Below are 11,757 nucleotides of genomic sequence, written 5' to 3' on the forward strand. Positions count from 1 at the left end.
AATTTCGTTACGCGTTGCTGCTATCGTCACAATTTTTTGAAATGATCGTCGCCCGGGCAAGCTAGCCCGGAAACGATCGGCGGCGCCTCTGCTTGACGAGCGGTGCTGCCTTAGCGGGCTTTACCCGAGAAGTTCGCTTAGACAACACATTCATGAGAAGACAACCTATCGCACTGCGTCGCATCGCGACGGCACTGCTGGCGGCGGGACTTATCGTCGCGCAAGCCGCGCACGCGCAAGTGACATTGAATTTCGTCAACGCCGATATCGACCAGGTCGCAAAGGCGATCGGCGCCGCCACTGGCAAGACAATCATCGTCGATCCCCGGGTGAAGGGGCAGTTGAACCTCGTCTCGGAAAATCCGGTACCCGAGGATCAGGCGCTGAAGACATTGCAAGCCTCACTGCGCATGCAGGGTTTTGCGCTGGTGCAGGATCACGGTGTATTGAAAGTCGTGCCCGAGGCCGACGCCAAGCTGCAGGGCGTGCCGACCTATGTCGGCAACTCGCCTGCCGCGCGAGGCGATCAGGTCATCACGCAGGTGTTCCAGTTACGCAATGAATCGGCCAATAACATTTTGCCGGTGTTGCGCCCGCTGATCTCGCCGAACAACACCATCGCGGCCTATCCCGGCAACAACACGCTCGTGGTCACCGACTACGCCGACAACGTGCGGCGGATCGCCGGAATCATCGCGGGTATCGATACCGCCGCCGGGCGCGAGGTGGACTTGGTCCAGCTGAAGAACGCGAACGCGATCGACGTGGCCGACCAGATGAACAAGCTGCTCGACCCCGGCACGATCGGCAGCACGGACGCCACGCTCAAGGTCGTCGTCACCGCCGACCCGCGCACCAACTCGCTGATGTTCCGCGCTTCCAGCAGCGCGCGGCTCGAAGCCGCGAAAACGTTAGCGAAGAAGCTGGACTCGCCGACTTCGCAGCCGGGCAACATGCACGTCGTGGCGTTGCGCAACGCCGACGCCACGCGTCTTGCCAGAACCCTGCGCGGCATGATGGGCAAGGGCAACGGCAGCAGCAACGACAACTCGTCGAGCAATTCGAACTCGAACTCGTCGAATTCGTTCGGCCAGAGCGGCGGGCTCGGCAATTCGTCGAACTCCACCGGCACGTCGGGCGTGCCGCCGTTGCCAGGCGGTTTTGGCGGCAACAGCAGTTCGGGCAGCGGCAGTAACCCGATGTCGGGATCGGGCGGCAATCGCGACAGCGGTTTCTCGTCGAACAAGGACAGCGACAACGGCAACGACTCGGGCGGCGGCATGATCCAGGCGGATTCGGCGACGAATTCGCTCATCATCACGGCGGCGGACCCGGTCTATCGGAACCTGCGCGCCGTGATCGACCAGCTCGACGCGCGCCGCGCGCAGGTCTATATCGAAGCGCTGATCGTCGAACTCTCGGCCACCACCGGGGCCAATCTCGGCATTCAATGGCAGGGTCTGCTGCTTTCGAACGGCGGCAACAACGCGGTGTACGGCAGCACGAGCTTCGGCTCGGGCAATACCAACATCTTCGATTTGACCGTGCAGGGCGCAGCCGTCGCGCAAAACACGTCGGCGATCACCGCTTCGACGGGTCTTTTGGCGAACGGCCTGAACATTGGCTTGCTGCACCGCTTCGGCAATCTGTTCGGTCTCGGCGGTCTCTTGCAGGCGTTGTCCACGTCCGCCGACGCCAACATCCTCTCCACGCCAAACCTGATCACGCTCGACAACGAGGAAGCGAAAATCGTCGTCGGCCAGAACGTGCCGGTGGTGACGGGCTCCTACGCCACGCCGACCGCCAACGCCGCGACGTCGGTGACGGCGTTCAACACGTTCGACCGCCGCGACGTTGGCGTGACCTTGCACGTCAAGCCGCAGATCACCGACGGCGGCGTGCTCAAGATGCAGATCTATCAGGAAGATTCGAGCGTCGATGCCACGACCAAGACCGATCCGGGCGGCGTGACCATCAACACGCGCTCCGTGCAGTCGACCATTCTCGCGGACGATGGCGAAATCGTCGTGCTGGGCGGCTTGATGCAGGATCAGTACAACAATAACAACAGCAAGATTCCGCTTCTGGGCGACATCCCATTCATCGGCAGCCTGTTCCGCAGCGAAAGCAAGACGCGCACGAAGACCAACCTGATGGTGTTCCTGCGCCCAGTGATCGTGCGCGATCAGGCGACGGCTTCGCAGATCGCCAACACGCGCTACGACTACATGCGCCAGCAACAATACGGCTCGACCACGGACAACCGCCTGATTCGCGATCAGAACGTGCCGGTCATGCCGCCGAAGCCGCTTGGACCGAGCGAAGGCGGTGGCGCCCCGGCCCAGAATCTGCTGGACTGGAGCAACCTGACGCGCGGTACGCCGAGCACGACGCTGCCCCAGGACCCGAACGCGGGTCCCGCGCCGCAGCCGTATCAGCAAGCGCCGCAGCGTTCGGAGTTGCCACAGCCGCAGCAGCCGCCGTACGGCAATGCGCCAACCAATTACGCGGTGCCCAACAACCAGCCGAGCACCACGCCGCTGGATAACAGTTCGAGCAATTCGAACAGTTCGTCAGGAGCACGGCCGTGAATACGCTGAACGCCGAAGCCGATCGCACGAATCTCGCCCACAACGCTGAAGCGCCGGCCGCAGCGTCGCCGCTCGCGGCCAGGCTCGTGCCTTACAGCTTCGCGCGAACCGGGCAGATACTGCTCGCGCATCAGCATGCGGACAACATCGAGGTTTGGATCAGCGAGCGCACGTCCGACGCCGCGCTCGCGGAAGTCGCGCGCAATTTCGGCGCGCTGTCCATCCAGCGCAAATCCGCCGATGAACTGGCCGCCGCCATCAATTCCGCCTATGCGCGCAACGACGGCAGCGCGGCGCAGGTTGTCGGCGAAGTGGAGGGCGAAGTCGATCTCTCGCGCCTGATGCAGGACATTCCGGAAGTCGAGGACCTGCTGGAATCGGAAGACGACGCGCCGATCATCCGCATGATCAACGCGCTTCTGACGCAGGCGGCGCGCGAACAGGCGTCGGACATACATATAGAGCCGTTCGAGAACGCGTCGGTCGTGCGTTTTCGCGTGGACGGTACGTTGCGCGACGTCGTGCGCCCGAAGAAAGCGCTGCACGGCGCGCTGATCTCGCGGATCAAGATCATGGCGCAGCTCGATATCGCCGAGAAACGTCTGCCGCAGGACGGGCGCATTACCTTGCGTGTGGGCGGGCGTCCGGTCGATGTGCGCGTGTCGACGCTGCCGACCGGACACGGCGAACGCGCGGTGCTGCGTCTGCTCGAAAAAGACGCGCAACGCCTGAATCTCGAAAAGCTCGGCATGGCGCGCGACACGCTCGTGAACTTCGACAAGCTGATCGGCCGTCCGCACGGCATCGTGCTCGTCACCGGGCCGACGGGCTCGGGCAAGACCACGACGCTTTATGCGGCCATGTCGCGGCTTGAGACCACCACCACCAACATCATGACGGTGGAAGATCCGATCGAATACGACTTGTCGGGTATTGGCCAGACGCAGGTGAACGAGCGCATCGGCATGACCTTCGCGCGCGCGCTGCGTTCCATTTTGCGGCAGGACCCGGACATCATCATGATCGGGGAAATTCGCGACCTGGAGACGGCGCAGATTGCGGTGCAGGCGTCGCTCACGGGTCACCTGGTGCTCGCGACATTGCACACGAACGACGCCGCTTCGGCCGTCACGCGTCTCACCGATATGGGCGTGGAGCCGTATCTGCTCGCATCGTCGCTGCTTGGCGTGCTGGCGCAGCGGCTCGTGCGGCAACTGTGTCCGGTGTGCAAGGAAGAGCGCGTCGAGGAAGACGGCGTGACGCATTGGCATCCGGTGGGCTGCGACCGCTGCGGCCAGTCGGGTTACGCAGGACGCCGCGGCGTCTACGAACTTCTGCTGATGGACGATGAAATCCGTCCGCTGATCCACCGCAACGCCGCCGATGCCGAAATTCTCGCGGCGGGCCGCAAGCAAGGCATGCGCACGCTGCGCGAGGACGGCAACCGCTGGCTCGCGACCGGCGTGACGTCGCTCGAAGAAGTGCTGCGCGTGACGGGCGGAGATTAACGCGTATGCCGGCTTTCCGTTTCGAAGCGATCGACCACGCGGGCAAGACGCAAAAGGGCGTGCTCGATGCCGACAGCGCCCGCGCCGCGCGCAGCCAGTTGCGCACGCAAGGTCTGACGCCGCTTATCGTCGAGGCGGCGGGTACGCGGACGCGCGGCGAACGGCAGCAACGCCTTTCGCTCGGGCGGCGTCTGTCGCAGCGCGAGCAGGCCATTCTCACGCGTCAGCTCGCGAGCCTCTTGATCGCGGGTTTGCCGCTCGGCGAAACGCTCGCGGTTCTGACCGAGCAGTCCGAGCGCGATTACATCCGCGAACTCATGGCCGCGATCCGCGCCGAAGTGCTCGGCGGGCATTCGTTCGCCAATGCGCTGGCGCAGCATCCGAAAGACTTCCCCGAGATCTATCGCGCGCTCGTCGCGGCGGGCGAGCATACCGGCAAGCTGGGTCTCGTGCTCTCCCGTCTCGCGGACTACATCGAGCAACGCAACGCGCTGAAACAGAAGATCATTCTGGCGTTTACGTATCCGGGTATCGTGACGATCATCGCGCTTGGCATCGTCACGTTTCTTTTGAGTTATGTCGTGCCGCAGGTCGTGAACGTGTTCGCCAGCACCAAGCAGGCGCTGCCCGTTCTCACCGTGATGATGATGGCGCTCTCCGCGTTCGTGCGAAATTACTGGTGGGCCATGCTGATCGGCGTCGCGCTTTTCGCGTGGATCGTCAAGAGCATTCTCGCGCGGCCCGGGCCGCGCATGGCGTTCGACCGCTGGCTGCTCACCGCGCCGCTCATCGGCAAATTGGTGCGCGGCTATAACACCGTGCGCTTTGCCAGCACGCTCGCCATTCTGACGGCCGCCGGCGTGCCGATCCTGCGCGCGCTGCAGGCCGCGGGCGAAACCCTGAGCAACCGGGCGATGAGCAATAACGTCGAGGACGCCATCGTGCGCGTGCGCGAAGGTTCGTCGCTGTCGCGCGCGCTCGGCAACACGAAGACGTTTCCGCCCGTGCTGGTGCATCTGATCCGCTCCGGCGAAGCCACCGGCGACGTCACCACCATGCTCGACCGTGCCTCCGAAGGCGAAGCGCGCGAACTCGAACGCCGCACGATGTTCCTGACGAGTCTGCTCGAACCGCTGCTCATTCTGGCGATGGGCGGCGTCGTGCTGGTGATCGTGCTCGCGGTGATGCTGCCGATCATCGAACTGAACAATCTGGTGCAGTAATGAACAGCCTGCAAATTCGCCTGATATCGCTCGCCGCCCTCGCGCTCTTTTGCGTGACCGTGACGTACTGGGTCGTCACGCTGACTTCGCGGCAGACCGCGCCCTTGCCCGCCGCCGCCGCCACGCGCACGCCGTCGGTGGAACAGGCCGCGACTATTTTCGGCGGACAACTGGAACGGCAAGCGAATCAGGATGTGCATCTGTTCGGCATCCTGGCCCTGCAGCACGGCGCGGCGGCTATCGTCAGTTATGGCGGCGAGCCGGCCCGCGCGATCTCGCTCGGCGGTCCGCTCACGCAAGGCGTGAAGCTTTCGGAAGTGCGCGCGCGTTCGATCATCATCGATCGTAACGGCTCGAAGTCGGAGATCTTCCTGCCGCAGATGCCGCCGGGACCGACGATCTACGTGCGCTAAAGCGCCGCGCGGCGGGTTCGTTCGCGTGTTCATGCGAACGCGCTCGCTAGAATGCTCGGCGGGAATTTTCAATAACAGCGGGCGCAAGCCCCGGATTCATATCAAGAGGTAGTAGTCATGCAATTGTGGACACAACGCCGCATGAACGTTGCAAAGGCGCGCCGTCAGGGCGGTTTCACGCTGATCGAAATCATGGTGGTGATCGCCATTCTCGGCATTCTCGCCGCGCTCATCGTGCCGAAGATCATGAGTCGTCCGGACGAGGCGCGCCGCGTTGCCGCGAAACAGGACATCGGCACCATCATGCAGGCGATGAAGCTGTATCGCCTGGACAACGGCCGTTATCCGACGCAAGAGCAGGGTTTGCGCGCGCTGATCGAGAAGCCGACCACGGAACCGGCGCCGAACAACTGGAAGGACGGCGGCTATCTGGAACGTCTGCCGGCCGACCCGTGGGGCGCGCAGTATCAATATCTGAATCCGGGCGTGCACGGCGAAATCGACGTGTTCAGCTACGGCGCGGACAACAAGGCGGGCGGCGACGGCAACGACGCCGACGTCGGTTCGTGGCAGTAATCTCATCGAAGGAATGATCGTGGGCAGGCGCGATATGCATAGAGGCCGTGAAGCAGGCTTCACGCTGCTGGAAATGCTCGTCGTGCTGGTGATCGCGGGTCTGCTCGTGTCGCTGGCTTCGTTGCAGCTCACGCGCAATCCGCGCACCGACCTCAACGAGGAAGCGCAGCGTCTCGCGCTCCTGTTCGAATCCGCGGGCGACGAAGCGCAAGTGCGCGCGCGGCCCATCGCGTGGCAGCCTTACGACGGCGGTTTTCGCTTCGATATCCGCACCGAGGACGGCTGGCGTCCGCTGCGCGACGATCTGCTGCGGCCGCGTCCGTGGGAAGGCGGCGTGACGAGCGCGACGATCCAGTTTCTCGATTCCGACAAGTCGGCAAGCCGCCTCGTCTTCGGCACCGAGGCCATCGACACGCCCATGGAAGTCACGCTCGTTTCGCCGGCAGGGCGCGCGACCATCGTCGGCAGCGGCAATGGCCGCTTTCAGGTGCGGTGATGTGCACCCGGCGGAAGGAACGCGGCTTCACGATGATCGAAGTGCTGGTTGCGCTGGCGATCATCGCGGTGGCGCTTGCCGCGTCGCTGAGGGCGGTCGGCGCGATTGCCAACGGCGAGGCGGATTTGCATCGGCGTCTGCTTGCCGGTTGGAGCGCGGACAACGAGCTCGCGCAGATTCGGCTGGCGCACACATTCCCGGAGATCGGCTCGCGCACCTTCGAATGTTCGCAGGGCAACCTGAAGCTGGTCTGCACGCAGCGCGTCACCGCGACGCCCAACCCGATTTTCCGGCGCGTCGAGATGTTCGTCACGACGCCGGGCCGTTCGGGCTATCTCGCGCAAATGGTCACGGTGGTGGCGAATGAAACGAACCGCTCCCTCTGACGCCGCGAGGCAGCGCGGCTTTACGCTGCTGGAAATGCTGATCGCCATCGCCATTCTGGCGGTGATCGCGGTGCTGTCGTGGCGCGGGCTCGACTCCATCATCCGCGCCCGTGCGACCATCACCAATTCGATGGAAGACGAGCGCGTGGTCGCGCAGTTGTTCGACCAGATGCGTATCGACGCGCGTCAGGCCGCCACCGACGACGAAGCGGGTCAGCCCGCGGTGTCGATCGACAACGGTTCGCTGCAGATCGTGCGCGGCATGTTCGCGGTCGGTGCGCCGCCACGTTTGCAGGTGGTGCGTTACCGTTTATCGGACGGACGCATCGTGCGCTTCGCGTCGCCGCCGCTCGCGAATGTGGGCGAAGTGCGGCGCGCGTTGTCATCGAGCGATAAGGCGGACGGCTGGAACGCGGTGCAGTTGATGGGCGGCGTGGCTTCGCTCGCCTCGCGCGTCTATATTCCGCAGAAAGGCTGGACCACGAGGATGAACGACGTGTTCTCGCAGATCAACGAGAACGACAACAACCTGAAGGTGCCGCAGCTCGGCAACGCGCCGCTGCCGCGCGCGGTTTCGGGAATTCAGGTGGCGGTCGGCGCGCGCAATCTCGCCGTGCCGATCACGCGTGTATTCATGGTCGGAGAATGACGATGCGCGCCAGAAGCCGGAAAGAACGCGGAGTCGCGATCATCAGCGCGTTGCTGGTGGTCGCGCTGTCGGCCATTCTGGTGTCGGGCATGTTGTGGCGTCAGCAGGTGCAGGTGCGGCGTATCGAAAATCAGCGGCTGCTCGCGCAGGCGCAGTGGATTTCGCGTAGCGCGCTCGACTGGACGCGCCTCATTTTGCGCTCGGAAGCCGATACCTCGCCGACCGTCACGTATCTCGGCGGCGTGTGGGGTGTGCCCATCGCGAAGACGAAGCTGTCGGACTTTCTCGGGCAGATTGGTGAAGTGCGTTCGCAGGAAGGCGCGCAGACGTTTCTGTCCGGATCGATTGAAGACGCGCAGGCGAAGTTCAATCTGCGCAACCTCGTGTCGACGCCAACGCCGGGCGTACTGACCATCAACGTCGAACAGATTCAGGCGTTCCAGCGGCTGCTTACGCTTCTTGGCATCAACGGGTCGCTCGCGAAAACGGTGGCGCTGCAGATACGCGCGGGTCTCGCGCGGTCCGCGACGCGTTTTCAGACGCAAACGGGCAACAGCACCACGACGAGCACGACCACGCCGGAAGCGACCATCGCGGCGATTGCGCAGGGCGGCGGCACGGGCGGCGGCAATTTCACCGACGATCCCGGCCTGAAGGACGCGGATACCGACGCGCCCGTCGCGCCCTTGCAGATGATCAGCGTGGACTCGCTGCTCGACGTGCAGGGTTTCTCGCCGGAAGCCGTCGCGAAGCTCAGGCCGTTCGTCACCGTTTTGCCGACGACGACCGCCGTGAACATGAACACCGCGCCCGCCGAAGTGGTCGCGGCCGTGGTGCCGGGAATGAATCTATCGCAGGCGCAGGCGTTCGTCGCGCGCCGCGAGACGGTGTTCTTTCACGATACCGGCAACGTGCAGCTCGCGCTCACCGGCGCGGGCGTGAAGACCGCGACATCGATCGATCCCAGCGAGCTCGATGTCACCACACGCTATTTCGTGATCCGTGGGCGCGTCGAACATGAGCGCGCGCAGCTGGAGCGCTCGACGCTCGTGTACCGCGATCCGACCACGCATACGACGCGCATCGTCTATACGCGCGACGCGCTTTAAATGAGAGGAAGTGGCCTTTGAGCACACTGATCGTTCTACTACCGCCGCGCGATCCGGCGGTGCGCTCGGAAGAGTGGCATCTGCCCGACCTGCCGTTCGTGCTGCTCGACAAGCGCGGCGAAACTCAGCGCGCTGGCCGCGCATCGCTCGGCTTGCTGCCGCGTGCGAACGCGACCGTGCTGATCGTCGCCGCGCGCGACACGCTGCTGCTCGCCGCGCAAGTGCCGCCGCTGAAGGGGCCGCGCTTGCGTCAGGCGCTGCCGAACGTGATCGAGGATCGGGTGATCCAGGACGCGCAGACTTGCCATATCGCCGTCGATCCCGTCGCGCTCGCCGATGGCCGGCGCGTGCTCGCGGTCATCGATCGCGGCTGGTTCCGCTTCGTGCGCGAGGCATTCTCTGGCGCGGGGCATCGCAATGTGAAGGCGGTGCCCGCCATGCGTTGCCTGCCGATTCCGTCCCGCGAAGCCGATGAAGCACTTGCCGCGCCACCGTTCGTCGCCGGACTGCTCGGGCATGTGGTTTCGACCGCGCCCGCGCTGATCGGCGAAGTGGCCGCGCCGGCCGCGCTTGTCGCGCCGCGCATGGAAGTGGCGATTGCGCGCGGCGAGCACGCGGCGCTCGGCGAGGGACTCGCCTTGCCGTCCGATTCCATCGCCGCGACGCTCGACGCTCTCGCGGGCGATCAGCCGGTCACCGTGTATTCGCTTCTCGATCTTCCGGGCGACGAGCCGCGTCTCGCGTCGTCGCGGGCGGCGGCGAGCATCGTCGGCGCAGAGCCGCTCGCGTTCGAGTCGCTCGCACGCAATGCGCTCGCGAGCCGCTTCGATCTGTGCCAGTTCGAGTTCGCCGCGCAGCCGTGGCGGCTAGACCGCACGACGATGCGCCGTCTGCGCGTGCCGATCGCGCTCGTGGTGGCGTCGATCGTCGTGTCGATCATCGGGATCAACGTGCAGTGGATTCAGCTTGCGCGTCAGCGCGACGCGATCAGCGCGCAGATGACGGAGCTGCTGCTCAACGCCTTTCCGAAAACCACCGTCGTGCTCGACGCGCCCGACCAGATGACGCGCAATCTCGATCGTCTGCGCGTGGCGTCGGGCGAGCTGTCGCCATCGGATTTTCTGACACTCGCCGATGGCCTCGCGCGTTCGCTCGGGCCGGTGCCGGTGAACGGCATCGCGGGGCTGGATTATCGCGATCGGCATCTCGAAGTGACGTTCAAACCGGAGACGAAGGTCGATGGCGATCTTTCCCGGCGTCTTTCGGCCAACGGGCTGAACGGTGCAATCGACAGCAACACGGGTAAGTGGACGATCAGGAGCGGTCAATGAAAGCGGAACTCGGACGTTCGCTCGGGGAGTTTTGGGAGGCGCGCACGGCACGCGAAAAGGCGCTGCTGTTCTGGGGCGGACTGGTTCTCGGCCTCGCGCTCGTGTATCTGGTGCTGTGGGCGCCTGCCTTCGAAGGGCGCGGCCGCTTGCGCGACACGCTGCCCGCCATGCAACGCCACCTCGCGACGATGACCGCGCAAGCCAACGAGGCGCGCTCGCTCGCGGGCAATTCGGATAGCGTGACGCCGACGGGCGGCGCCTTGCGCGATGCGCTCACCAAGTCGCTGGCGGACAGCGGCATGCAGGCGACGCAGGTGCAGGTGATCGGCGCGGCGGTGCAGATTCAGTTGAAGAACACGTCGTTTCCGAACTGGACGCTGTGGCTCGACGACGCCCGCAAGCAGTTCAAGGTGCAAGTGTCGGAGGCGCATGTCACGGCGCTTCAGCCGGATGGCCAGGTGGATCTGACGGCATCGCTGCAACCGGCGAGCGTGAAGTGACATGAGCTATTGGACTCGCCGAATCCGGTACGCGCTGCCGGCGTTTTTCGTGATGATCTTGTCGGTCGCCGGCACGCTGCTCGTAATGCTGCCCGCCGCCTGGATCACGCCGCAATTCGCGCGCGTGACGGGCGGCCGCGTGAATCTCGTCGATCCGGCGGGTTCGCTCTGGCGCGGGTCCGCCACGCTCATGCTCGCGACGGGCGGCGACGTTTCCGGCGCGACGCTGCTGCCGGGGCGTATCGAGTGGACGACGGCGTTTTGGCCGCTTTTCACGGGCCGCGTTCACATGACCATGCGCCAGAGCGAAGCGATGCCCGACGCCGTGATCGTCGATGCCACGCCGCGCGGCGCGTTTCTTTCGGCTGGCGGGATCGCCGTGCCGGCCACGTTGCTTTCCGGACTCGGCGCGCCGTTCAACACGCTGAACTTCGATGGTTCGGTGCGGCTCACATGGACCGAGTTCCGCGTGCTTGGCAGGAATGCGTATGGGCAGGTGGTCGTCACGCTTGACGACATGTCGTCGAGAGTATCGCGGGTGAAGCCGCTCGGGTCGTATCGGGTGGCGTTGCAGGCGCAGGGTGAATCGGCGGAAATCGATCTCACGACTACGCGTGGCCCGCTCCTGCTGAAGGGAAACGGCACGGTGTCGCAGGGTTCGACGGCGTTTAACGGCACCGCGACGGCGGCGCCCGAGCAGCGCGAGAATCTGGCGGGACTGTTGAATCTGCTAGGCCGGCATACGGATCAGGATACGGTGGCGCTGACCTTGGTGCGGTGAGGCGGTGCTGGCTTTCGGATGTCTTTAGTGCCGGTGCGGTTGTGCAAGTTGTCTTTCCAACGGCGCTTCGGATTGAGCGGTTCGTGCGCGCACGTTGAAAAACGAAGGCGCACTGAGCGCACCGCTTGCGCTCGCGAGATTTTTTGCTCAGCTGGCTTGTGCTTGCTTGCCCGCAACGCGGCGCACCAGGCAAC

12 protein-coding genes are annotated in these 11,757 nt (G+C 64.7%); all 12 read left to right on the forward strand.

The window, feature by feature from the left end; translation table 11 throughout:
- Positions 1-167: 167 nt before the first annotated feature.
- The 12 genes from gspD to NCT04_RS14820 all read left to right on the forward strand — a co-directional run bounded on the left by gspD (position 168) and on the right by NCT04_RS14820 (position 11,563).
- Positions 168-2,591: a type II secretion system secretin GspD gene (gspD, locus tag NCT04_RS14765; protein ID WP_244828143.1), complete on the forward strand. Its 2,424-nt coding sequence runs from the start codon at positions 168-170 to the stop codon at positions 2,589-2,591.
- Positions 2,588-4,099 carry a type II secretion system ATPase GspE gene (gene gspE, locus NCT04_RS14770; RefSeq protein WP_370652050.1) on the forward strand — a complete coding sequence of 504 codons (1,512 nt, stop codon included), beginning with the start codon at positions 2,588-2,590 and terminating at the stop codon, positions 4,097-4,099. The genes gspD and gspE overlap by 4 nt, the downstream gene beginning before the upstream one ends.
- 5 nt (positions 4,100-4,104) lie before the next feature.
- Positions 4,105-5,322 (forward strand): type II secretion system inner membrane protein GspF, encoded by a 1,218-nt coding sequence (gspF, locus tag NCT04_RS14775; RefSeq protein ID WP_250466224.1) that lies wholly within the window; start codon positions 4,105-4,107, stop codon positions 5,320-5,322.
- Entirely contained in the window at positions 5,322-5,735 is a 414-nt protein-coding gene (locus NCT04_RS14780) for a type II secretion system protein N (RefSeq protein WP_244826641.1), read from the forward strand. Before gspF ends, NCT04_RS14780 begins: the two co-directional genes overlap by 1 nt.
- A 117-nt stretch (positions 5,736-5,852) precedes the next feature.
- Positions 5,853-6,311: a type II secretion system major pseudopilin GspG gene (gene gspG, locus NCT04_RS14785; protein ID WP_244826642.1), complete on the forward strand. Its 459-nt coding sequence runs from the start codon at positions 5,853-5,855 to the stop codon at positions 6,309-6,311.
- 13 nt (positions 6,312-6,324) lie between these two features.
- On the forward strand, positions 6,325-6,807 hold the full coding sequence (locus NCT04_RS14790; protein WP_244826643.1) for a GspH/FimT family pseudopilin: 483 nt from the start codon (positions 6,325-6,327) through the stop codon (positions 6,805-6,807).
- Complete coding sequence (gene gspI, locus NCT04_RS14795; RefSeq protein WP_244826644.1) at positions 6,807-7,193, forward strand: type II secretion system minor pseudopilin GspI; 387 nt, start codon at positions 6,807-6,809, stop codon at positions 7,191-7,193. Before NCT04_RS14790 ends, gspI begins: the two co-directional genes overlap by 1 nt.
- Positions 7,171-7,842 carry a PulJ/GspJ family protein gene (locus tag NCT04_RS14800; RefSeq protein WP_250466226.1) on the forward strand — a complete coding sequence of 224 codons (672 nt, stop codon included), beginning with the start codon at positions 7,171-7,173 and terminating at the stop codon, positions 7,840-7,842. The genes gspI and NCT04_RS14800 overlap by 23 nt, the downstream gene beginning before the upstream one ends.
- Positions 7,839-8,951 carry a type II secretion system minor pseudopilin GspK gene (gene gspK / locus NCT04_RS14805; protein WP_244826646.1) on the forward strand — a complete coding sequence of 371 codons (1,113 nt, stop codon included), beginning with the start codon at positions 7,839-7,841 and terminating at the stop codon, positions 8,949-8,951. Before NCT04_RS14800 ends, gspK begins: the two co-directional genes overlap by 4 nt.
- A gap of 17 nt (positions 8,952-8,968) precedes the next feature.
- Positions 8,969-10,282, forward strand: coding sequence for a type II secretion system protein GspL (gene gspL, locus NCT04_RS14810; protein ID WP_250466228.1), 1,314 nt, complete (start codon positions 8,969-8,971; stop codon positions 10,280-10,282).
- Entirely contained in the window at positions 10,279-10,782 is a 504-nt protein-coding gene (locus tag NCT04_RS14815; protein ID WP_250466230.1) for a type II secretion system protein M, read from the forward strand. The genes gspL and NCT04_RS14815 overlap by 4 nt, the downstream gene beginning before the upstream one ends.
- Before the next feature lies 1 nt (position 10,783).
- Positions 10,784-11,563 carry a type II secretion system protein N gene (locus NCT04_RS14820; RefSeq protein ID WP_244826649.1) on the forward strand — a complete coding sequence of 260 codons (780 nt, stop codon included), beginning with the start codon at positions 10,784-10,786 and terminating at the stop codon, positions 11,561-11,563.
- Positions 11,564-11,757: the final 194 nt, after the last annotated feature.

The organism is Caballeronia sp. GAFFF2, from assembly GCF_023631485.1.
GTDB lineage: Bacteria > Pseudomonadota > Gammaproteobacteria > Burkholderiales > Burkholderiaceae > Caballeronia.

Coding starts and splice junctions, on each gene's coding strand:
- NCT04_RS14780 (WP_244826641.1), top strand. CDS start 5,322: ATGAACAGCCTGCAAATTCGCCTGATATCGCTCGCCGCCCTCGCGCTC.
- NCT04_RS14815 (WP_250466230.1), top strand. CDS start 10,279: ATGAAAGCGGAACTCGGACGTTCGCTCGGGGAGTTTTGGGAGGCGCGC.
- NCT04_RS14820 (WP_244826649.1), top strand. CDS start 10,784: ATGAGCTATTGGACTCGCCGAATCCGGTACGCGCTGCCGGCGTTTTTC.
- NCT04_RS14800 (WP_250466226.1), top strand. CDS start 7,171: ATGAAACGAACCGCTCCCTCTGACGCCGCGAGGCAGCGCGGCTTTACG.
- gspI (WP_244826644.1), top strand. CDS start 6,807: ATGTGCACCCGGCGGAAGGAACGCGGCTTCACGATGATCGAAGTGCTG.
- NCT04_RS14790 (WP_244826643.1), top strand. CDS start 6,325: ATGATCGTGGGCAGGCGCGATATGCATAGAGGCCGTGAAGCAGGCTTC.
- gspK (WP_244826646.1), top strand. CDS start 7,839: ATGACGATGCGCGCCAGAAGCCGGAAAGAACGCGGAGTCGCGATCATC.
- gspF (WP_250466224.1), top strand. CDS start 4,105: ATGCCGGCTTTCCGTTTCGAAGCGATCGACCACGCGGGCAAGACGCAA.
- gspG (WP_244826642.1), top strand. CDS start 5,853: ATGCAATTGTGGACACAACGCCGCATGAACGTTGCAAAGGCGCGCCGT.